Source organism: Streptomyces sp. NPDC033174 (assembly GCF_055577795.1).
The window spans coordinates 468,450-489,014 of record NZ_JBVIPQ010000004.1 but is presented as its reverse complement, the minus strand read 5'-3'; the positions used below and the strand labels follow the sequence as shown (position 1 = coordinate 489,014).

Annotated in this window: 19 protein-coding genes; 5 read left to right on the top strand and 14 right to left on the bottom strand. The window is 71.0% G+C overall.

Translation table 11 applies throughout. The annotated features are described in order from the left end of the window. Positions 1 to 3: 3 nt before the first annotated feature. From ACZ5VC_RS15875 to ACZ5VC_RS15835, 9 genes are all read right to left on the bottom strand, one after another. A complete protein-coding gene (locus ACZ5VC_RS15875) occupies positions 4 to 1,458 on the bottom strand; it encodes an MFS transporter (protein WP_469120611.1) in 1,455 nt (484 codons plus the stop codon). Positions 1,459 to 1,633: 175 nt separating this feature from the next. After that, complete coding sequence (gene fbaA, locus ACZ5VC_RS15870; RefSeq protein ID WP_468711588.1) at positions 1,634 to 2,656, bottom strand: class II fructose-bisphosphate aldolase; 1,023 nt, start codon at positions 2,654 to 2,656, stop codon at positions 1,634 to 1,636. A gap of 212 nt (positions 2,657 to 2,868) precedes the next feature. After that, positions 2,869 to 3,417, bottom strand: coding sequence for an orotate phosphoribosyltransferase (gene pyrE / locus ACZ5VC_RS15865; protein ID WP_469120610.1), 549 nt, complete (start codon positions 3,415 to 3,417; stop codon positions 2,869 to 2,871). 24 nt (positions 3,418 to 3,441) lie between these two features. Beyond that, positions 3,442 to 4,242, bottom strand: coding sequence for an aldose epimerase family protein (locus tag ACZ5VC_RS15860; protein WP_469120609.1), 801 nt, complete (start codon positions 4,240 to 4,242; stop codon positions 3,442 to 3,444). 57 nt (positions 4,243 to 4,299) lie between these two features. Continuing rightward, complete coding sequence (locus tag ACZ5VC_RS15855; RefSeq protein WP_469120608.1) at positions 4,300 to 5,190, bottom strand: SRPBCC family protein; 891 nt, start codon at positions 5,188 to 5,190, stop codon at positions 4,300 to 4,302. A gap of 52 nt (positions 5,191 to 5,242) precedes the next feature. Then, the gene (locus ACZ5VC_RS15850) at positions 5,243 to 6,904 is read right to left on the bottom strand and encodes a polyamine aminopropyltransferase (RefSeq protein ID WP_469120607.1); all 1,662 of its coding nucleotides are present in this window, start codon (positions 6,902 to 6,904) and stop codon (positions 5,243 to 5,245) included. 68 nt (positions 6,905 to 6,972) lie between these two features. Beyond that, positions 6,973 to 7,491, bottom strand: a complete 519-nt coding sequence (locus tag ACZ5VC_RS15845) for a DUF2617 family protein (RefSeq protein WP_468711595.1) — start codon at positions 7,489 to 7,491, stop codon at positions 6,973 to 6,975. 324 nt (positions 7,492 to 7,815) lie between these two features. Further along, positions 7,816 to 8,058 (bottom strand): hypothetical protein, encoded by a 243-nt coding sequence (locus ACZ5VC_RS15840; protein WP_468711597.1) that lies wholly within the window; start codon positions 8,056 to 8,058, stop codon positions 7,816 to 7,818. A 279-nt stretch (positions 8,059 to 8,337) separates the two neighbouring features. Then, entirely contained in the window at positions 8,338 to 9,969 is a 1,632-nt protein-coding gene (locus ACZ5VC_RS15835; protein ID WP_469120606.1) for a serine hydrolase, read from the bottom strand. Between the two features lie 216 nt (positions 9,970 to 10,185). Here ACZ5VC_RS15835 and ACZ5VC_RS15830 point away from each other — a divergent pair, with 216 nt between their 5' ends. After that, the gene (locus ACZ5VC_RS15830) at positions 10,186 to 11,361 is read left to right on the top strand and encodes a pyridoxal phosphate-dependent aminotransferase (RefSeq protein WP_469120605.1); all 1,176 of its coding nucleotides are present in this window, start codon (positions 10,186 to 10,188) and stop codon (positions 11,359 to 11,361) included. 105 nt (positions 11,362 to 11,466) lie between these two features. Next, positions 11,467 to 12,630 carry a hypothetical protein gene (locus ACZ5VC_RS15825; protein WP_469120816.1) on the top strand — a complete coding sequence of 388 codons (1,164 nt, stop codon included), beginning with the start codon at positions 11,467 to 11,469 and terminating at the stop codon, positions 12,628 to 12,630. Between the two features lie 39 nt (positions 12,631 to 12,669). Here ACZ5VC_RS15825 and ACZ5VC_RS15820 read toward each other — a convergent pair whose 3' ends face one another. Together ACZ5VC_RS15820 and clpB are read right to left on the bottom strand one after the other, a co-directional pair. Beyond that, positions 12,670 to 13,203, bottom strand: a complete 534-nt coding sequence (locus tag ACZ5VC_RS15820; RefSeq protein ID WP_469120604.1) for a type III secretion system chaperone family protein — start codon at positions 13,201 to 13,203, stop codon at positions 12,670 to 12,672. A gap of 172 nt (positions 13,204 to 13,375) precedes the next feature. Beyond that, the gene (gene clpB / locus ACZ5VC_RS15815) at positions 13,376 to 15,961 is read right to left on the bottom strand and encodes an ATP-dependent chaperone ClpB (protein ID WP_469120603.1); all 2,586 of its coding nucleotides are present in this window, start codon (positions 15,959 to 15,961) and stop codon (positions 13,376 to 13,378) included. Between the two features lie 134 nt (positions 15,962 to 16,095). Here clpB and ACZ5VC_RS15810 point away from each other — a divergent pair, with 134 nt between their 5' ends. Next, the gene (locus ACZ5VC_RS15810; protein WP_469120602.1) at positions 16,096 to 16,509 is read left to right on the top strand and encodes a pyridoxamine 5'-phosphate oxidase family protein; all 414 of its coding nucleotides are present in this window, start codon (positions 16,096 to 16,098) and stop codon (positions 16,507 to 16,509) included. 124 nt (positions 16,510 to 16,633) lie between these two features. On the opposite strand, the gene ACZ5VC_RS15805 is transcribed toward ACZ5VC_RS15810, so the two are convergent. Then, positions 16,634 to 16,954 (bottom strand): (2Fe-2S)-binding protein, encoded by a 321-nt coding sequence (locus ACZ5VC_RS15805; RefSeq protein ID WP_468711606.1) that lies wholly within the window; start codon positions 16,952 to 16,954, stop codon positions 16,634 to 16,636. Positions 16,955 to 17,285: 331 nt separating this feature from the next. On the opposite strand from ACZ5VC_RS15805, the gene ACZ5VC_RS15800 reads away from it, so the two are divergent. Further along, a complete protein-coding gene (locus tag ACZ5VC_RS15800) occupies positions 17,286 to 18,320 on the top strand; it encodes a helix-turn-helix transcriptional regulator (protein ID WP_469120601.1) in 1,035 nt (344 codons plus the stop codon). Next, a complete protein-coding gene (locus ACZ5VC_RS15795) occupies positions 18,272 to 18,745 on the top strand; it encodes a hypothetical protein (RefSeq protein ID WP_469120600.1) in 474 nt (157 codons plus the stop codon). The genes ACZ5VC_RS15800 and ACZ5VC_RS15795 overlap by 49 nt, the downstream gene beginning before the upstream one ends. A 160-nt stretch (positions 18,746 to 18,905) precedes the next feature. Here ACZ5VC_RS15795 and ACZ5VC_RS15790 read toward each other — a convergent pair whose 3' ends face one another. Then, positions 18,906 to 19,358, bottom strand: a complete 453-nt coding sequence (locus ACZ5VC_RS15790) for a heat shock protein transcriptional repressor HspR (RefSeq protein ID WP_468711612.1) — start codon at positions 19,356 to 19,358, stop codon at positions 18,906 to 18,908. Positions 19,359 to 19,362: 4 nt separating this feature from the next. Then, the gene (dnaJ, locus tag ACZ5VC_RS15785) at positions 19,363 to 20,544 is read right to left on the bottom strand and encodes a molecular chaperone DnaJ (RefSeq protein ID WP_468711613.1); all 1,182 of its coding nucleotides are present in this window, start codon (positions 20,542 to 20,544) and stop codon (positions 19,363 to 19,365) included. Positions 20,545 to 20,565 lie beyond the last annotated feature (21 nt).

The following is a 20,565-nucleotide window of genomic DNA, read 5'->3' as shown; positions in this document are numbered from 1 at the left end:
CCCTCAGTCTGCCTGACCCCGGCGCGCCTCCGTCCCGCCCGGGTCCAGTGGTGGCGAGGTCACCCCGCAGTGGACCCGGCACTCCGGGTGGCAGCCGGCGCTCTTCGGGTTGCGGACCGTCGCCCATGCCAGGAGGGCGCCTGCCACCAGCAGCCCCGCGCACATCGGCATGGCCCTGCGGAACGTGGCACCGAACTCGCTCGCCGAGCGGTACGCCTCCGGACCCATCCCTGCCAGCAGCGGCAGCGCGGCCACCGCGAGGAGCCCGGCGGCGCGGGCGGCCGCGTTGTTGATCCCGCTGGCCAGTCCCGCCCGGGCCACGTCCACGGAGGCCAGGACCGTGGCGGTGAGCGGAGCCACCAGGACGACCATGCCGAGCCCCATGACCATCAGGGCGGGCAGGACGTCCAGCAGGTACGAGGCGTCCTCGCCGACCCGCAGCATCAGCAGCATCCCGGCGGCGCACAGCAGCGGGCCGGCGGTCAGCGGGATGCGCGGCCCGAACCGCTCCCCCAGCTCGCCGGCCTTCGCCGAGAGCAGCAGCATCAGGAGGGTGGTGGGCAGCAGGGCGGTGCCGGCGCCGAGGGCGGAGTACCCGGAGACGACCTGGAGCTGGAGGGCGGCGAGGAAGAAGAAGCCCGAGAAGGCCGCGTACACACAGAGGGTGACCAGATTGATGGCCGTGAACTGCCGTGAGGCGAAGATCGACGGGGGCACCATGGGCTCGGGCCTGCGCCGCTCGACCACCACGAAGACGGCGCCGAAGGCCAGCCCGAGACCCCCGGCCCACCACGCCTCCCCGATGAGCGCGTAGGTGATCAGGGCCAGGGCGGCGGCACCGAGGACGGCCCCCAGGACGTCGAAGCGGCCCCGCGCCGCCGTGTCCCGCGACTCGGGTACGTGGCGCAGGGCGACCGGCACACACAGCGCGGCGAGCGGCACATTGAGCAGGAACACCCACCGCCAGCCGGGCCCGTCGACGAGCCAGCCGCCCACGAACGGCCCGACGGCCGCACCGACGCCGCCGAAGCCGGACCACAGGCCGACCGCGCGGGCCCGGTCGTCCGGGTGGAAGCTGGCCTGGATCAGCGCCAGCGATCCGGGGGTGAGCAGCGCCCCGCCGACGCCCTGGAGGGCGCGGGCGGCGATCAGGAACCCCGCGTTCGGCGCGATCCCGCACAGCAGCGACGCCACGGCGAACCAGACGGTCCCGACGACGAACACCCGCCGGCGCCCGTAGCGGTCCCCGAGCGCGCCGCCGAGCAGGATCAGCCCGGCGAGCGTGAGCATGTAGGAGTTGACCGTCCACTGGAGGTCGGCCATGTCGGCGCCGAAGTCATGACCGATGTGGGGCAGGGCGACGTTCACGACGGTGGAGTCCAGCAGGACCATCGCGGACCCCAGCACGGTGGTGAACACCACCCACCGTCCCTGGGCCGTGGCCAGCCGAATGTCCATACGGGCCATCCTGTACGGCCGCCCGCCGGTGGGCTAGTCGAGCAGCCCCGCCGTGGCCGGCGGGTGGGCGAACGGGTTCGGCGCGGGCCGGGCGTGGTCGAACTCTCCGGCGAGGAACCGTCGGCATGACGAAGGCCCGGCACCGCATCGGTGCCGGGCCCTCGTCCTCATCCGACTACTTGAGCTTGGTGCCCGTGGAACGCAGCGCCGCGCAGGCCTCGGCCACGCGCTTGGCCATGCTCGCCTCGGCCAGCTTGCCCCAGGTGCGCGGGTCGTAGGTCGACTTCTTGCCGACCTCGCCGTCGACCTTCAGCACGCCGTCGTAGTTCTTCAGCATGTGGTCGGCGACCGGACGCGTGAAGGCGTACTGCGTGTCGGTGTCGAGGTTCATCTTCACGACGCCGTTCTCCAGCGCGGTGGCGATCTCCTCGGCCGAGGAGCCGGAGCCGCCGTGGAAGACGAAGTCGAACGGGGACGCCTTGCCGTACTTCTCGGCGACGCCCGCCTGCAGGTCCTTGAGCAGCTCGGGGCGGAGCACGACGTTGCCCGGCTTGTAGACGCCGTGCACGTTGCCGAAGGAGGCGGCCAGCAGGTAGCGGCCCTTCTCGCCCAGGCCGAGGGCCTCGGCGGTACGCAGGGCGTCGTCGACGGAGGTGTACAGCTCGTCGTTGATCTCGTGGGTGACGCCGTCCTCCTCGCCGCCGGTCGGGGTGATCTCGACCTCAAGGATGATCTTGGCGGCGGCGGCCTTCGCGAGCAGCTCCTGGGCGATGGCCAGGTTGTCGGCGAGGGTCTCGGCGGAGCCGTCCCACATGTGGGACTGGAAGAGGGGGTTCTGACCCTTGGCGACCCGCTCGGCGGAGATGTCGAGCAGCGGGCGGACATAACCGTCCAGCTTGTCCTTGGGGCAGTGGTCCGTGTGCAGCGCGACGGTGACGTCGTACTTCGCGGCCACGATGTGCGCGAACTCGGCCAGGGCGACCGCGCCGGTCACCATGTCCTTGCTGTACTGGCCACCCAGGAACTCAGCGCCACCGGTCGAGATCTGGATGATGCCGTCGCTCTCGGCCTCCGCGAAGCCGCGCAGCGCGGCGTGCAGGGTCTGGGACGAGGTCACGTTGATGGCCGGGTAGGCGAACTTGCCTGCCTTCGCCCGGTCGAGCATCTCGTTGTAGATCTCGGGGGTTGCGATGGGCATGTGTCCGCTCCTTGTGATGCGCGGGGGTGCGATATGTGCAGGCCCTGACCTGGGGGCGACGTCATCGTCGCCCCTATCTTTCCAGACTCTGACGCGGGCTCCACCCCCCGTCGAGGCCCTGCATGGGTGAAGGGCGGGCTGTTTCACGTGAAACAGCCCGCCCTTCACCAAAAGCCCAGGTCACCCCATGTGCAACCGTCGACTCGTCAGTTTCAGCCGAGTCCCAGCTCGTCCAGCGCATACGCGTAGAGGTACGGCACACCAGCCGTTTCCTTGATCTTCTCGGCCGCTCCGGTCGCCCGGTCCACGATCGTCGCGACCGCCACGACCTCTGCGCCGGCGGCGCGTACCGCCTCGACGGCGGTCAGCGGCGATCCGCCGGTGGTGGAGGTGTCCTCGACGACCAGGACACGGCGGCCCTTGATGTCCGGTCCCTCGACCTGGCGCTGCATCCCGTGGGCCTTGGCGGCCTTGCGGACGACGAACGCGTCGAGCGTCCGGCCACGCGCGGCGGCCGCGTGCAGCATCGAGGTCGCCACCGGATCGGCGCCGAGGGTCAGGCCGCCCACCGCGTCGAAGTCGAGATCGGCGGTCAGGTCGAGCATGACCTGACCGACCAGCGGCGACGCGGCGCCGTCCAGCGTGATCCGGCGCAGGTCGACGTAGTAGTCGGCTTCCAGACCCGAGGAGAGGGTCACCTTGCCGTGCACCACGGCCTTGTCCTTGATCTGCTGGAGCAGGTCAGCGCGTACGTCAGTCATGCCCGTCAGCTTAAAGCCGCCCGCTCAGAGCCGCCGCCAGCTCCAGGTCGTCGCGATCTCCAGGGGCTCGATCGGAGTCACATAGTGCGGATGAGTGTTGAGGCCGTTCGGCGGCCCGGACTGGGGCTCCACACAGACGGCGGCCTCCTGCTCGTCGTAGAGGACGACCCACTCGGCGCGGCTGGTCACCTTCAGCTCGAGCCGATCCGGCCAGGTGAGGGTGACGTCGACGCCGTCGGGCATACCGAAGCAGTCGTCCCAGGGGCCCGGGACGGGGCCGATCCGGCGGCCGGTGGGCAGATGGTCGGCGCCGCGCTCCTCCTGCCAGTCGGCGGTGAAGCCGATGCGCACGGGGGCGCTGGGGGTACTGCCGTCGAGCGTGCGGTTGAACCACGGGTGCCAGCCGGCCTGCGCCGGGAAGGAATCGCCCAGGGTCTCGATGCCGAGCTGGATCGTCAGCGTGTCCTCGGTCAGCTCGAAGGTCTGGGTGACCCGCCCGGGATACGGCCAGGGCTCGGCGAGGTCGTAGGTGAAGGCGGCCTCGGCCTTCTCCTCGCGGACCGTCCGCCAGGCGGCGTCGCGGCCGGTGCCGTGGATGGCGTGGGGCGGGGAGTTGAGCGGCATCCGGTGCCGGATGCCGCCATTGGCGAACTGCCCGTTCGCGATGCGGCCGCACCAGGGGACCATGGGGAAGCAGCCGTAGCGCTCACCCTGGCGCAGGAGCTCGATGCCGCCGACGCGCAGGCTCGCGATCCGGCAGCCGTTGTCGGGGTCGATGGTCAACTCGGCGTCGCCCGCCGTCAGTCGCGTCTCGTTGTTGCTCACGCTCCGACCCTAGGACAGGGCGCTGCCCTTGTGACCGGGACGCGGCGGCGCCTCGCGTCAGCGGCGCCGGCGCAGTGCGCGGCCGACCACCACGGCGGAGGCGAGGGCCAGGGCCGCGGCGGGCGCCATCCAGCGGAGCGTGGCGCCGGCGGAGCCGGAGTCGGGTGCAGGGACGGGGGCGTAGCGGCCACGCGGCGGGGCGTGGTCGACCTCTTCCGCGCTGCGGCCGATCATCGTGCGGCGGGCGTGGGCCGCCTCCGCCGGGGGCTCGGCAGGAAGGCCGATGCGGGGCTCGCCGAAGTCGTCGTCCTCGAGGGGGTCCATGGCGGACGGGGGGACCGGGGCGTCGAAGACGGACGGACGGGGCGGCGGCGGGGTGGCTTCGTCCACGTCGTCGGTGAGTTCGTCGACCTCGTCCGTGAGGTCGTCGAGCTCGTCCACGATGCCGGCCGTGGCGCCCGTGGCCTCGTCCGCTTCCGCGGGCTTCTTGTCCTTGTTCTCGTCGCCGTTCCCGGGACTCTCGTCCGCCGCCGTGGTGAGGGATTCCGCGAAGCGGTCCAGCAGGCGGTGCGCGGTGGCCGCGGCCGCGTCGGCCGGGAGCTCCGCCAGCCGGCCCTGGGACGTGGTGGTACCGGTGAACGTCAGCGTCGTACCGTCCCCGGTCGGGGTCAGCCGGATCTCCAGTGCCAGCTTCGCCGCGCCGCTGCCCCGGGCTTCCGTGCCCTCACCCTCGACGGCGAAGCCGCCACCGCGCGCGGTGACGTGCAGGGAGCCGCGGTAGGTGATCGTGTGCCCGGCGACCCGGATCCTCAGACGGCCCGCCAACGGCCCGGCCGTCGTGTCCGCGTTCTGCTGGAGCCCCGGCACACAGCGCGCGACGCGCCCCGGGTCGGCCAGCGTCTGGCGAAGAATCTCGGGCGCAACCGGAACGAACACCTCATGCTCCATGGGATCGAGCCTACTCAGACAGACCGGTCCCGTCTTCGTTTCGACGGCCGCCTCAGCCGCCGTAGCGCGGATGCACCAACGTCGACGGCGCCACGTCCCGGGGCCTCGACCGGTCCTCGACCCGCCCCGCCGCCAGCAGGGCGGGGCTCAGCGTCCGCAGCCGGGGCACGTCCGCCGCGAGCGCCAGGTCCGGCCGGCCGCCCGCCGCCGCCAGGACGAATCCCCAGTCGTGCGGTTCCTCGGACGAGCCTTCGCCGGACCGGTCGGGACCGGCAGCGAACCCGTACGTCCGGCCCGTGGCGCTGTACGGCCGGGTGGCGAAGCCCGCCGCCCGCAGCGTCGCCTCGACCGTCCAGTACGTCCGGGGCCGTGACGACAGCGGCCCGGCGTGCACGGCCAGCCGCCCGCCGTCGGCGAGCACACCGGCCGCGAGCCCGTAGAACTCCGCCGAGTACAGCTTGGTGCTCGCCGTGATGCCCGGGTCCGGCAGATCCGAGATCACGACGTCATATCCCGTCGACGCCGTGCGCAGCCATCGGAACGCGTCCGCGTACGCGACCCTGACGCGCGGGTCGCGGTAGGCGTGCGCGTTCAGCGTCGCGAGCGCCGGGTCGGTGCGGGCGAGGCGTACGACTCCGGGGTCGAGCTCGACCACGGTCACCGACGCGACCCCGGGATAGCGCAGCACCTCGCGGGCGGCGAGGCCGTCCCCGCCGCCGAGGATGAGGACGCGGCGGTGCGGGCCGCGCATCGCGGGGTGGACCAGCGCCTCGTGGTAACGGCGTTCGTCGCGGCCGCTGACCCGCAGCCGCCCGTCCAGGAAGAGGTCCGGCGGGCCCGCCCGCCCCCCGGTCAGCACGACCTCCTGGAGGTCGGTGCGGATGGCGACGCGCACGCTGTCCCCGTACACCGCCCGCCGCGCCGCCCGCTCGAAGTCTCCCGCCAACACCGTCGCCGTGGCCAGCACGGCGAGCACGGTCACATTGACGGTGATCAGCAGCACGCGCGAACGGGCCGTCAGATCCCGCCGGAACAGCCACAGCACCAGCGCGCCACCCGCTATCGCGTTCACCGCGCCCGTGACCAGCGCGCCGGTGAGCTGCCCGAGCCAGGGCAGCAGCAGGAACGGAAAGGCCAGCCCGCCGACGAGCGCGCCCACGTAGTCCGCGGCGAAGAGCTCGGCGACCGTGCTTGCCGCGTCGTCGTCGGCGGGGCCCTCCGGGGGCTCCTCCTGGTGCGACGCGCCCCGGCCCCGGCCCCCCACCGCCGGCCGTGCCGTCCGCTGGATGAGAGACATCAGCAGGGGGATCTCCGCGCCGATCAGCACCCCGATCGCCAGCGAGAACCCGACCAGGACGTAACTGGATTCGCCCATCCACGCGAACGCCGCGTAGAGCACCAGCGCGCTGCATCCCCCCACCAGCGCCAGCGCCGCCTCCACCAGGCCGAACCCGACGGCGGCCCGGCAGCGCAGCCGCTTGGCGAGCAGCGAACCCACGCCCATGGCGAAGACCATCACCGAGAGCACCACCGACGCCTGCGTGACCGAGTCACCGACCAAGTACGAGGCGAGAGCGACCAGTTCCAGCTCGTAGACCAGCCCGCAGGCAGCGCAGACGAAGACCGCGGCGAGGACGAGGGACCGCCCCGCGCCGGGCCGTACTGGCAGCCGCGCCACACGTTCGGGTGGCGCGGAGACGGACGGTTCGATCATGTTCGTAACGCTACGTCACACCCGCATCGCGGCCTGTCACCCACACGGATGTTTAGTCGCTTTCACACCTATAGGGCGGCTGCGATCCGGGCACCAATGCGCGTCCGCGTCACCACCAACTGCCCCTCCTGCGGGTAGGCGTGCCAGGTGCGCCACCGCACCTGTCCCTCGTGGCGCTGCGCCAGCATCGCCGTGAAGGCGTGCGGCGAGCCGGGGAACGTTCCGGCGAGGCCGTTGGGATGGTCGGCGACGAGGGCGAGCAACTCCTGTGCCCGGCCCGCGAACGAGCCCTGCGAGAGCGTCTCGACGCGCGCCGCGAACTCGTACTCCCATCCGCCCACTCGTTTGGACACGCCCAGCGGCAGCGGTGTACTACTGCCGGGCATACAGGCGACGGTTTCCGAGCAGGTGCCCTTCTCCTCCTCGAGGAGCACTTGGTGAGAGGCGCCAAGCAGTCTCAACTGGAGCTTGGCCCCTCTCAGTTCGAGGTCGAGCACGGCGAGGGCGGGCAGCGGCTCCCGCCCCAGCGCCCAGGCCAGGTCGGCCGCGCGCGTGTCGGTATAGGTCGTCTTCAGGGTCGTGAGCATGGGTCGGCTCCGCAAACACGGTTTGACGGGTGGACCGGGGGCGTCCCGGTGAGTCTCACCGGGAGTGGGGTTCGCCGGCTCGGGTCCACACGAGGTCCGAGGGCTGGATGTTCTCGACAGCGAGGGAATCATGAACTGCGGGGGACTCACAGCGTTTTTACCCAACTTGACGTGGTTTCCATCCCCCCGGGGGCCCCTCGGTTCATCTGTTCAAAGAGAAACCGATCGCGCGGTACGACAACCGTCACACCGGTCAACAAGAAGACGCCCGGCGGCAGTTCGCCCGCCGGGCGCCTTCAGTGGTTGCGGACCAGCTGCCCCGTGTCAGCTGCCTCCACCACCGCATCCACCCCCGCCGCCACCGCCGCCACAGGACGACCCGCCGCCGCAGGAGGAGCTTCCACCGCAGGAGGAGCCACCGCTGTCGCCGCCGCCCGCCCACCAGCCGCCCCCGTGGCTGCCGCTGGACCTCCCCCGCCTGCGCCGCTTGTCGCGGGAGCCCGCCATCAGGCCCACCACCACGACCGCCATCACGAATCCGATGACCAGTACTTCCATTCGTGTCACCCCCGTACGCCTTGTGTGAGGGGGATGCCCCCGCCGTCACACGGCCAAATCCGAATTGAGCAAGTCCAGAGCTTCGTGCCGGCAGCGGGACGAGCCGGCCACGTGGCAGGGGGATCCCCCCGCCCGGGATCCGTCAAAGCACACTTGAGGAAGTTCAGAGGGTTCTCGTGGGGCAACGGCCCCTGACCTGCACAGAAGGGCAGTTCAGGGGCCGTCCGAGGCTGACTGGGCCGTCCGTGGGCCCGGCCGCCGGGCCACGGCCGACCGTGTACGAGGTCGTCAGTCGCTCCTCGTGAAGGTGCCGAGACCGGTCGTGTCGAGATTCTCGACCCGGACCTTGCCGGCGCGTCCGCCGGAGACGGTGAAGGTCACGCCGGACAGGCCGACGGCGTTCTCGCCGGTGGTGCGGTAGCTGAAGGTGTCCCCGGCGTAGTGGCGCAGGCGGAACCGCTGCTTCTTCGGTCCGAGTTGCATCGTGAGTTCGCCGCCCTGGGCGCTGACGGTCATCGGGCCGTAGTACTCATTGGCGTACGTTCCGGTGTAGGCGCTGTCCGCCTTGGCGGGTGCGGGCGAGGCGGGAGGCTTGCTGTAGTCGGTCGGCGAGCGTTCCCCCGCCAGGGTCTGCTTGATGATCGGCCCGAGGAACGTCAGCCAGTCGACGGTGGGCCCGCCCGTCTGCGCGGTGTCGAGGAACGTGGCGGTGATCGCCTCGGGCAGGCCGACGGGCTGGCCGTTGGTCAGCACGACGATGCCGAGCTTCTCCGAGGGCAGCAGTGCGACGTGGGTGGCCGCCCCCAGCGCGAAACCGCCGGAGTGGCCGAGCTTCAGCCTGCCCTGGTCGTCGTAGCTCACGTTCCAGCCGAGCCCGTAGAACCCGGACCGGTCCACAGGCGAGTGCGGCGGCTCGGAGAGCATGTGCGGCAGATGGGTCAGCGCCAGCGCGTCGGCGTCGACGACCTGCCGCCCCTCGAACTTGCCGTTGCCCAGTTGCAGGCGCATCCACTTCGTCATGTCCCGGGCCGTGGAGCTGGCCCCGCCCGCCGGACTCTGGGCGTCCGCGTCGCGCACATACTCGGCGCGCCAGGTGTCCCCGCTCTGCACATGCAGGGCGGCTTTGTTCTCCGCCTTCTCGTAGTCGGCGAAGGAAGAACTGGAGGAGTCCATGCCCAGCGGCCGGTACAGCTTCTCGGCTGACAGCTCCTCCCAGCTGGTCCCCGCTGCTCGCGCGGCGGCAACGCCGGCTTCGGTCAGCCCGAAGTTCGTGTACGCGTATTCGGCTCGGAACGGCGCCAGCGGCTGGTAGCGCAGGCGGTTCAGGATGTACGAGCGGTCGTAGCCGAGGTCTTCCAGGAGGTCTCCGGCGTGGTCGGGCAGTCCGCTGCGATGCGAGAACAGGTCGGCCAGCGTGACACGGCGGCTGACCCACGGGTCCTTCAGAGCGAAGCCGGAGTCGTGCTCCACGACCGGGTCGTCCCAGCCGACAGTCTTCTCCCCCACGGTCGCGGCGACCACCGTGGACGCAAGCGGCTTGGAGACCGAGGCGAGCTGGAAGACGGTGTCCGCCCCGACCTGGTCCTGCGTGCCCGCCTTGCGCACGCCGAACCCCTTCACGTACAGCACCTCGTCGTTGTGCACCACACCCACGGCGACACCGGGCACACCGGTGCGGCGCATGGAATCCCGCACGACGTCGTCCAGCTGGCCAACCGCGGTCTCGACCTCGGCCCGGGTGATCTGCGCCGGCGGCTGAGCCGGAGGGGCAGTGGGCAGCGGCAACGTCGCGGCGGCCGCACGCGCGACGGCGGTGGTGTCGGCATCGGCCCCGGTACAGCCGACGGCCAGCGCCGCCACCAGACCCAAAGCCACGGCGGAGCGAACAGAGCGGGAGCAAACACGATCACGTCGTGACATACCGCCATCGAAAGCCCACCCTCGCCACCTGTCACACCCAGACAGGCCGATCAGGGGAATACCGCGTACGCCGACACCCCACCCTCCCCCCTGGAATGCCTACCTCGGGCGCTTTCAGGCAGGTGTCAGGGGCAGGGTCGGAGATGGCGCGTTGGGTCCTCCCCCAGGTGCGAATCCACGAACGGCAGTTGAGGAAGTCCAGAGGTACGCCCGAGGATGACCGTCATGACACGACCGCTGCTCAACCGCCGCCTCGCCGAATTCGGCACGACGATCTTCGCCGAGATGTCCGCGCTGGCCATGCGCACCGGGTCGATCAACCTGGGCCAGGGCTTCCCCGACACCGACGGCCCCGAGGAGATCCGGGAGGCCGCGGTCCGGGCCCTGCGCGACGGGCGCGGCAACCAGTACCCGCCGGGCCCGGGCGTCCCCGAGCTCCGCACCGCGATCGCCGCCCACCAGGAGCGCCGGTACGGCCTCGCCCACGACCCCGACACCGAGGTCCTCGTCACCGCCGGGGCCACCGAGGCGATCGCGGCGGCCCTTCTCGCGCTCGTCGAGCCCGGCGACGAGGTGATCGCGCTCGAGCCGTACTACGACTCGTACGCCGCGTGCATCGCCATGGCGGGCGGGACCAGGGTGCCGGTCACCCTGCGCCCGCACGAGGGGGCGTACGTCCTCGATCTGGACGAGCTGCGCGCCGCCGTCACCGACCGGACCCGGCTGATCCTCCTCAATACCCCGCACAACCCCACCGGCACCGTCCTCACCCGCGAGGAGCTCACCGCGGTCGCCGCCCTCGCCGTCGAGCGGGATCTGCTCGTCGTGACGGACGAGGTCTACGAGCACCTGGTCTTCGGCGACGCCGAGCACATCCCGATCGCGACGCTTCCCGGGATGCGGGAGCGCACGGTCACCATCGGCTCGGCGGGCAAGACCTTCTCCTTCACCGGCTGGAAGGTCGGCTGGGTCACCGCGAGCCCCGCTCTGACCACCGCCGTCCGGTCCGCCAAGCAGTTCCTGACGTATGTCTCCTCGGGCCCGTTCCAGTACGCCGTCGCCGAGGCCCTGCGGCTGCCCGACAGCTACTTCGACGGGCTCCGGGCCGATCTGTCGGCGAAGCGGGACCTGCTGAGCGACGGTCTGGCCGAGGCGGGCTTCGAGGTCTACCGCCCGTCCGGCACCTACTTCGTCACCACCGACATCCGCCCCTTCGGCGAGAGCGACGGCTTCGCCTTCTGCCGCGCACTGCCGGAGCGCTGCGGGGTGGTGGCCATCCCGAACGCCGTCTTCTACGACCACCGCGACGCGGGGGCGTCCTTCGTCCGGTTCGCGTTCTGCAAGAGGGAGAGTGTGCTGCTGGAGGCGGTATCGCGGCTGAAAGCGCTTTAGCGCTGCACGGGATCTGCCGATTGTCGGGTTGACCGATGTTTGACTCCCCGCCGGCCCGGGCCGCCGGGGGGTCGGGCCGACCGATCCCGCGCCCGGAGGTGCCCCCTGTCCGCCGAGACCTTCGATCACGCCGCTTCCGCCGGTCCGCGGACCGTTCCCCGGTGGCGGGCCTCGCTGCACAGGGCCACTCCCGCGCTCGGGCTGTTCGCGCTCGCGCGGCTCACCGGGATGGCCGTCCTGGCGCTCTGGTCCTGGCACATCGGCCGCTCCCCGAGGGCGCTGCTCGCGGGCTCGTACGACTCCGACTGGTACATCGGGATCGCCGCCCACGGCTACGGCCGCACGGTCTACTGGCCGGACGGGGCGGTCCAGTCCGATCTGGCGTTCTTCCCGCTCTATCCGGGGCTCGTACGGGCCGTGACCGAGGTGCTCCCGGTGACCGGGGGGACGGCTGGACTGGCGCTGTCCTGGGCGGCGGCGGGGGCCGCCGCGTGGGGGATCTACCTCATCGGTGAACGGCTGCACGACCGGACCACGGCCACCGTGCTCGTGCTGCTCTGGGGCCTGCTGCCGCACTCGATCGTGCTTTCCATGGCGTACACCGAACCGGTGATGACCGCCTTCGCCGCCTGGGCGCTGTACGCGGTGCTCACCCGGCGCTGGCTGTGGGCGGGCGCCCTCGCCTCGCTCGCCGGGCTGTCACGGCCCAACGGGGTCGCGGTCGCCGTGGCGGTCCTGGCGGCGGCCGCCTACGAGATCGGCCGGCGCCGCGGCCGGGTCCCGGGGGCGGTGTGGGCGGGCGCGGCCCTGGCCCCGGTCGGCTGGACCGGCTATCTGCTCTGGGTGGGCGGGCAGCGGGGCGATCTGTTCGGCGGCTACTTCGCCGTGCAGGAGGGCTGGACGTCCCGGTTCGACTTCGGGATGGGCGCCCTGCGCTTCGTCCGCACGCTGCTGACCCAGCCGATGGCCTTCGGTTTCTCGATGGCCCTGCTGATCACCGCGGCGGGTGTGCTGCTGTTCGCGCTGCTCGCGATGGACCGCCCGCCGGTGCCGGTGTTCGTCTACGCGGCCGTGCTGGTGGTGATCGCCGTGGGCGGCTCCGGCTTCTTCGAGTCGAAGCCCCGTTTCCTGCTGCCCGCGTTCCCGCTGCTGCTGCCGCTGGCGTGCGCGCTGACGAAAGCCCGGCCGCGGGCCGCGATCGGAGTGATCACGGCCCTGGCCGGGCTGTCGTTCTGCTACGGCGTCTACGCGCTGACGATGGTCCTGTAGGGCCTCACGAGTGACCTCGCGGGGCCGCGGCGGAACCGCTCAGGCCTCGTCGCCGGGCTTCTCGTCCTCGCCGGACTCCAGGCCGAACTGCTCCAGGAGCCACTTGTCGAACTCGATGGACGCGCGCACCCAGCTGACCGTCGAGGAGACGAAGTGCTCGAGCGCGACGCCGGTGCCGATCAGCATCTGCGCCTCGCCGATGAGACGGAGGGTGGCGGAGCCGTCCTCCTCCTCGTGCAGGTGCGTGTAGACCTTGGGCCACAGGGTGCGGCGGTTCCAGTCGTCGATCGTGTCGAGGATCTTGGCGCGGTCGTCCGCGGCGTGCGGCCGGTCGTAGAAGGTCCGCACCGAGAAGACCTTCTGGTCCTCCTCGCCCCGGAACATGAAGTACGTCCGGAACTCCTCCCACGGCGCCGCGAGGTCACCCTCGTCGTCGACGACGTACTTCAGCTCCATCTGGTCCAGGAGCTGCTTGACCAGGTCCTGGTCGGGGACGACGGGGCCCGCCGGTCCTGAGGCCTGAGGCTGGGGCTGTCCCCCGAAATTCGGAATCGAGGACGGGTCGATGCTCACCGTGAATTTCCCTTCGTACGGTTCCTGCCATCCTCCCCCATCCCGACCGGTCGGTGGCAAGCCCGGGCCGCCGCGATCCGCTGCGGGCTGACAGATCGTACGAGGGCGGCGGGCACCACCCTCGCACGTCTGTTCGCATCCACCCTGTGGTTATGGGCGGCGAGGGCGGCGGCTACTGGGCGGCGCCCACGATCAGGCCGTCCTCGAAGCGGTCCACACGGACCGTGTCGCCGTCCGTGACCTCGCCGGCGAGGATCTCCTTCGCGAGCCGGTCGCCGATCGCCGTCTGGATCAGGCGGCGCAGCGGTCGCGCGCCGTACGCGGGGTCGTTGCCCTTGTCCGCGAGCCACTCCAGCGCGGCCGGGGTGACGTCCAGGGTGAGCCGGCGCTCGGCCAGCCGCTTGGCGAGCCGGGAGATCTGGAGCTCCGCGATGTGCGCCAGCTCGTCCTTCGACAGGGCGGAGAAGACCACCAGGTCGTCGAGCCGGTTGAGGAACTCCGGCTTGAAGGAGGCGCGGACCACCTCCAGGACACGTTCCTTCTTCTCCTCCTCTGTGGCCGTCAGGTCGATCAGGAACTGGCTGCCCAGGTTGGAGGTCAGGATCAGGATGGTGTTGCGGAAGTCGACCGTCCGGCCCTGACCGTCGGTCAGACGGCCGTCGTCCAGGACCTGCAGCAGGATGTCGAAGACCTCGGGGTGCGCCTTCTCCACCTCGTCGAGCAGCACCACGCTGTACGGACGGCGGCGGACCGCCTCGGTGAGCTGGCCGCCCTCCTCGTAGCCGACGTAGCCGGGAGGCGCGCCGACCAGCCGGGCGACGCTGTGCTTCTCGCCGTACTCGCTCATGTCGATACGGACCATGGCCCGCTCGTCGTCGAAGAGGAAGTCGGCGAGCGCCTTGGCCAGTTCGGTCTTGCCGACACCGGTCGGGCCGAGGAAGAGGAACGATCCGGTCGGCCGGTCGGGGTCGGCGATCCCGGCGCGCGTGCGGCGGACCGCGTCGGACACGGCCCGTACGGCCTCGCCCTGACCGATGAGCCGCCGGCCGATCCCGTCCTCCATGCGCAGCAGCTTCTGCGTCTCGCCCTCCAGGAGGCGTCCCGCCGGGATGCCGGTCCAGGAGCCCACGACGTCCGCGATGTCGTCGGGGCCCACCTCCTCCTTGACCATGGTGTCCTTCGCGGCCTCCTGCTCGGCCTCGCTGGCCGCCTCCAGCTCCCGCTCCAGGGCGGGGATCTCCCCGTACAGCAGCTTGGAGGCGGAGTCGAAGTCGCCGTCGCGCTGGGCGCGCTCGGCCTGGCCGCGCAGGTCGTCGAGCTTCTCCTTCAGCTCACCGACCCGGTTGAGGCCCTGCTTCTCCTTCTCCCAGCGGGCGGTCAGCCCGCGCAGCTCCTCCTCCTTGTCGGCGAGGTCCTTGCGGAGCTTGTCCAGGCGCTGCCGGGAGGCCGGGTCGGTCTCGTTCTTGAGGGCCAGCTCCTCCATCCGGAGGCGGTCGACGGCGCGCTGGAGCTCGTCGATCTCCAGTGGCGAGGAGTCGATCTCCATCCGGAGGCGGGAGGCGGCCTCGTCCACGAGGTCGATGGCCTTGTCGGGCAGGAAGCGCGAGGTGATGTACCGGTCGGAGAGGGTCGCGGCGGCCACCAGGGCGGAGTCGGCGATCTGGACCTTGTGGTGGGCTTCGTAGCGCCCCTTGAGGCCGCGCAGGATCGCGATGGTGTCCTCGACCGTCGGCTCGGCGACCAGCACCTGCTGGAAACGCCGCTCCAGGGCGGGGTCCTTCTCGATCCGCTCGCGGTACTCGTCGAGCGTGGTCGCGCCGACCATCCGCAGCTCGCCGCGGGCCAGCATGGGCTTGAGCATGTTGCCGGCGTCCATGGCGGAGTCGCCGCCGGCGCCCGCGCCGACGACGGTGTGCAGCTCGTCGATGAAGGTGATGATCTGGCCGTCGCTGGCCTTGATCTCGGACAGGACGGTCTTCAGCCGCTCCTCGAACTCGCCGCGGTACTTCGCTCCGGCCACCATCGCGCCGAGGTCGAGCGCGACCAGCCGCTTGTTCTTCAGCGACTCGGGGACGTCGCCCTTCACGATCCGCTGGGCGAGGCCCTCGACGACCGCGGTCTTGCCGACACCCGGCTCACCGATGAGGACCGGGTTGTTCTTGGTACGACGGGACAGCACCTGGACGACCCGGCGGATCTCCTGGTCGCGCCCGATGACCGGGTCGAGCTTGCCCTCGCGGGCCGCGGCCGTGAAGTCCGTACCGAACTTCTCCAGCGCCTTGTACTGACCCTCGGGGTCCGCTGTGGTCACCCGACGTCCTCCCCTTGCCTTCTCGAACGCGTCCAGCAGCTTTGCCGCGCTCGCCCCCTGCTGGGCGAGCACCTCGCCGGCCTGTCCGCCCTTCGCCGCGATCCCGATGAGCAGGTGCTCGGTCGAGAGGTAGTCGTCCCCGAGCTCCTTGGCGCGCTTGTCGGCGTCGGCGATGACGGCGAGAAGATCACGGTTGGGCTGCGGCGGCGCGACGGTGGAACCGGTGACGCTGGGCTGGGCGGCCAGCAGCCGCTCCGCTCCGGACCGTACAGCGGCCTGGTCGGCCTCGACGGCCGCGAGCAGGTCGATGATGTTCTCGTTGTCCTGGCCCGCGAGCAGCGCGAGGAGCAGATGCGCGGGGGTCAGGTCGGCGTGCCCCTCGGACACGGCCCGGCTGGTGGCCGTGTTGATCGCGTCCCGGCTCTTGTTGGTGAGTTCTGCGTCCACGTGCGGTGTCTCCTCCTCGTTGCGCGGGTGCGGCTCAGCGGTCCCTGACTTCTATGACTCTTCTAAGGTACACAAAGTTGAGTCTATTCCGCTCAAGGTGTCGCGGATCCCGGATGCGCGGGTAGGTTCCGCCCATGGCCATCGACCCGAGCAACCCCGACGACTCGTACCGCGCCTTCTGGAGCGAGTACCACATGAGCACGCTGACCACTCCCCGGCCGGACGGCAGTCCGCACGTGGTCGCGGTGGGCGTGACGTACGACCCCGAGGGCGGCGAGAACGGCATCGCCCGGGTCATCACGAACAAGCACAGCCACAAGGTCGCCAATGTCCTGGCGGCGGGCCCGGGCGGCGCGCGGGTGGCGGTCTGCCAGGTGGACAAGGGGCGCTGGGCGACGCTGGAGGGCGTGGCGACGATCCGCACCGAGGCGGAGGTGGTGGCCGACGCGGTCGAGCGCTACGCCGCCCGCTACAACCGCACGCCGGCGCCGAACCCGGACCGGGTGGTCATCGAGATCGCGCTGACGCGCGCGATGGGCCGGGCGTAGGGCCCGCCTTCCGGACCGATCGGCCGCACGGGCACAGCACAGCGGCGCCATCGTGTTTCAGGTCCACGATGGCGCCGCTGTGTGGGGGAAGCACCTGAGCGATTTACAACGACGGGGGAACCGCTCAGGCACTGCGGGGGGTGGCGGTGGTGGTCTCGGGCTCGACCAGCTGGTGGTCGCGCTGGTCGAGATTGACGAAAATCATGCCGTACCGGATGGCACAGCGGACGGGCTGTGGGGCCCCTCGGGGCCGGCGGAGGCAGCGGTAGGCGCGAATGTCCTCGTCTTCTCCGCGGGTGACGAGGATGGGCTCCCCGAAGAGGGTGACCATCAACGATTCGCCACGGTGTGGCACCGCGGTGACGAGATCGATGAAATGCCACCCGGATCGATAGGCCGAAGCCATCTCCCGGCGGAAGACCCGGTCGTCCGGCGGAACGGTCATGCGTCCACGTCCACCGGTGCGAGGTCCCACGTGGGCTCCCCCTCGACCGTGGGAGCGATGTCCCACGTCGGCTCGCCCGGAGCCGCTACTACGCTGTGTGCGGGTTCGCTGTCCCACGTCGGCTCACCGTTGGCAGCGACAGCGCCGAGAGCAGCCGCCGCAACAACAGCTATGGCGCTAAGTGCACGAACCATCCTGGTCATGGCCGATCTCCACCTCTTTTGATCATTACCTCCTCCCCCGCGCCTACGACGATGGCTCACTCCGAACGCTTCCACCAGCAAGTCCAGGCATCATGTTCCTGTAATGCAGGACCCTGAGGGGGGTGTAAATGCAGTCGAAAAGGGGCGATACGGATAACGGTCACAGTCATGGCGAGCTGTGCGATGCCGGAAAGCACCTGTACGCGACCGCTCTACGCGCCGGCCGGATAGCCCGGGCGGACGTCGAAGAAGTGCCGTGCCTGATCGACCTCGCCCTGCTGCACCCCGATCCGGACGACACCAACTGGCTGCGGCCGGTTCCTCCGTCGATCGCGCTGAACAAGCTGATACACCCCATCGAGCGGGAGATCCAGCAGCGGAGGCAGCTCGCGATCTCGCTGGCCGACACGTTCGAGCCATTCATGACCATCAACGCCCCGGACCCGTCGGCCACCCAGGCCATCAGCGTCCTGGAGGGGCTCAGCCTGATCAACGCCACGCTGGACCGCGTGATCAACGAGTGCACGATGGAGCTGCTCACCCTCCAGCCGGGCAGCGGGCGCACGCCCGAGGTGCTGAAGGAAGGGCTGCGCCGGGTGGAGCCGCTGCTCGACCGCGGTGTGCAGATGCGCACGCTGTACCAGCACACCGCCCGCCACCACTCGGCCACCATGGGATACGTCGAACGCATCGCGCCCTACGGCCTCGAGGTGCGCACCCTCGAGGAGATCATCGACCGGCTCATCATCGTGGACCGGAAGGTCGCCTTCATCCCGGCGCGAAGAGACCGGCGGGTCGCCCTGGAGCTGCGCCACGAGGGCCTCGTGCAGTATCTCGTCGGCGTCTTCGACCAGTTCTGGCTGCACGGTGTCCCCTGGGAGCACGAAGTCCCCTACACGCCGGCCGTGGACGGCATCAGCGGCGTGCAGCGCTCCATAGCCAAACTCCTCGTCGAGGGCCACGTCGACGAGGCCATCGCGCGCCGGCTGGGGATGAACGTCCGCACCTGCCGCGCCCACATCGCCAAGCTCGCGTCCGCCCTCGGCAGCGGCAGCCGCGCCCAACTCGGCTTTCTCATCGCACAGTCCGGAATGCTGGAACGGGATCACCAGGCATGCTCACTCACGTCGCCCTCGACATCGACGCCGGGACCCTCCACGTGACCGGCGAGGGCCTGCCCTCCGTCACGCTCGTACGGGCCCCCGGCGCCACACCGGACGTCCATGTCCCCATCGGCACCCGGGCGGCCGACCTGCTCACCCTGACCGTCGACGGGCGGCCCGCCCGCATCCTGCCCGCCAAGGGGCGGATCTCCCGGCGGTCCTACCGCGTCGACGCCGAGGTGGGTGGGGCGAACTACCGGCTGGTGCCCTGCTCGTACGTCACCAGCCGGCTGCTGAGGGACGGCCGGGCGCTTGGGGAACTGGACTCCACCGGCGACGGCACGGTCTCGGCGGACTGGCGGGACGACGCCAAGGTCCTCGGCCAGGACATCGCCGTGGGAACGGCGCTGGCCGCCGCCTTCGGGACGGGCGCGGCGCCGTGGTGGGAGTCGGCGCTCGACCTGGGCATCGAAATGATCACGTGAGCCGGGTGGCGGCGCGGACGGGGGCCGGACGACGGGCCGGGTGGCGGCGCGGACGGGGGCCGGACGACGGGCCGGGTGGCGGCGCGGGTGACAGGCCGGGTGACCCGGCGCCGGGCACGACGAAGGCCCCCTCCGTCGGAGGGGGCCTCGCCTCACGGGCCTACTCGGGTCGCTTCGGCCGCCAGACCACCAGAGCGCTCGCCTGCTGCACATCCTGATACGGCACCAGATCCCGCCGGTACGACGCGTGGACCTGCGCCTCGCGCTGCCGCAGCGTCGCCGCCGCGCCCTCCACGGCCGCCGACAGCTCGGCCACCCGGGACTGCAGCGCGGCGACCTGGTTCTCCAGCTCGATGATGCGCTTGATTCCCGCCAGGTTGATGCCCTCGTCCTGCGAGAGCGCCTGCACCTGCCGGAGCAACTCGATGTCACGGGCCGAGTAGCGCCGGCCACGCCCCGCCGTACGGTCCGGGGAGACCAGACCCAGGCGGTCGTACTGCCGGAGCGTCTGCGGGTGCAGGCCGGAGAGCTGGGCCGCCACCGAGATCACGTACACCGGCGTCTCGTCGGTCAGTTCATACGGATTGCGGCTGCGTCCCGGTCTGATGTCCATGACGTCAAGCTCCCTTCGCGGCCTGGAACAGCTCTGCCCTGGGGTCCTCACCCGCGGTCGCCTCGCGGTAGGTCTCAAGGGCCTCGCGCGCCTTGTCGTCGAGGTCCTTCGGCACGACGACCTCCACGGTCACCAGCAGGTCCCCGCGGGTGCCGTCCTTGCGGACCGCACCCTTCCCACGGGCGCGCATCGTACGGCCGTTGGGCGTGCCCGCGGGCAGTTTCAGCGTCACCGGGGGGCCACCGAGGGTCGGGACCTTGATCTCGCCGCCGAGCGCCGCCTCGTCGAAGGTGACGGGCACGGTGACGGTGAGGTTGTCGTCCTTGCGGCCGAACACCGGGTGCGCGTCGACGTGCACGACGACATAGAGGTCGCCGGCCGGACCACCGCGCTCGCCCGGCGCGCCCTTGCCGCGCAGCCGGATCCGCTGCCCGTTGGAGACACCCGCCGGGATCCGGACCTGCATGGTCCGGGAGGACTTGGCGCGCCCGCTGCCGTGGCAGACGTCGCAGGGGTCCTGGGCGATCAGCCCACGGCCCTTGCAGTCCACACACGGGTCGGTCAGCGAGAAGGAGCCGCTGCCGCCCCGGGAGACCTGCCCGGTGCCGACACAGGTCGGGCACACGCGCGGCGTGCCGTTCTTGTCACCGGTGCCCGAACAGGCCTTGCAGGGCTGCTGGCTGGACATCCGCAACGGGACCGTGGCCCCGTCGACCGCCTCGGTGAAGCTGAGTGTCACCTCGGACTCGATGTCCTGGCCGCGGCGCGGCTGGGTACGCGTACCCGGACCGGCGCCGCGGTTGAACAGACCGCCGAACACGTCCCCGAGTCCGCCGCCGAAGCCTCCGGCGCCGCCCTGCCCCGGGCCCTGGGCACCCCCGAAGAGGTCGCCCAGGTCGAAGTTGAACGAGCCGCCGGCGCCGCCGGGCCCGGCCCGGAACCCGCCGTTGCCGAACAGCGCGCGGGCCTCGTCGTACTCCTTGCGCTTCTTCGGGTCACCGAGGACGTCGTTCGCCTCGGAGATCTCCTTGAAGCGCGACTCGGCGCCGGCGTCACCCTTGTTGGCGTCCGGGTGGAACTCGCGGGCGAGCTTCCGGTACGCCTTCTTGATCTCTGCGTCCGTGGCGTCCTTGGGGACGCCGAGAACCTTGTAGTAGTCCTTCTCGACGAAGTCCTTCGTACTCATCGACGTCCCTCCTTCCACCGG

What these genes read in the sequence shown, in the direction of transcription:
- ACZ5VC_RS15800 (WP_469120601.1), top strand. Translation starts at nt 17,286, where the DNA reads ATGCAGTCGAAAAGGGGCGATACGGATAACGGTCACAGTCATGGCGAG.
- ACZ5VC_RS15850 (WP_469120607.1), bottom strand. Translation starts at nt 6,904, where the DNA reads ATGATCGAACCGTCCGTCTCCGCGCCACCCGAACGTGTGGCGCGGCTG.
- ACZ5VC_RS15830 (WP_469120605.1), top strand. Translation starts at nt 10,186, where the DNA reads ATGACCGTCATGACACGACCGCTGCTCAACCGCCGCCTCGCCGAATTC.
- ACZ5VC_RS15795 (WP_469120600.1), top strand. Translation starts at nt 18,272, where the DNA reads ATGCTCACTCACGTCGCCCTCGACATCGACGCCGGGACCCTCCACGTG.
- ACZ5VC_RS15805 (WP_468711606.1), bottom strand. Translation starts at nt 16,954, where the DNA reads ATGACCGTTCCGCCGGACGACCGGGTCTTCCGCCGGGAGATGGCTTCG.
- dnaJ (WP_468711613.1), bottom strand. Translation starts at nt 20,544, where the DNA reads ATGAGTACGAAGGACTTCGTCGAGAAGGACTACTACAAGGTTCTCGGC.
- ACZ5VC_RS15875 (WP_469120611.1), bottom strand. Translation starts at nt 1,458, where the DNA reads ATGGACATTCGGCTGGCCACGGCCCAGGGACGGTGGGTGGTGTTCACC.
- ACZ5VC_RS15835 (WP_469120606.1), bottom strand. Translation starts at nt 9,969, where the DNA reads ATGTCACGACGTGATCGTGTTTGCTCCCGCTCTGTTCGCTCCGCCGTG.
- ACZ5VC_RS15810 (WP_469120602.1), top strand. Translation starts at nt 16,096, where the DNA reads ATGGCCATCGACCCGAGCAACCCCGACGACTCGTACCGCGCCTTCTGG.
- ACZ5VC_RS15790 (WP_468711612.1), bottom strand. Translation starts at nt 19,358, where the DNA reads ATGGACATCAGACCGGGACGCAGCCGCAATCCGTATGAACTGACCGAC.
- fbaA (WP_468711588.1), bottom strand. Translation starts at nt 2,656, where the DNA reads ATGCCCATCGCAACCCCCGAGATCTACAACGAGATGCTCGACCGGGCG.
- ACZ5VC_RS15845 (WP_468711595.1), bottom strand. Translation starts at nt 7,491, where the DNA reads ATGCTCACGACCCTGAAGACGACCTATACCGACACGCGCGCGGCCGAC.
- ACZ5VC_RS15855 (WP_469120608.1), bottom strand. Translation starts at nt 5,190, where the DNA reads ATGGAGCATGAGGTGTTCGTTCCGGTTGCGCCCGAGATTCTTCGCCAG.
- pyrE (WP_469120610.1), bottom strand. Translation starts at nt 3,417, where the DNA reads ATGACTGACGTACGCGCTGACCTGCTCCAGCAGATCAAGGACAAGGCC.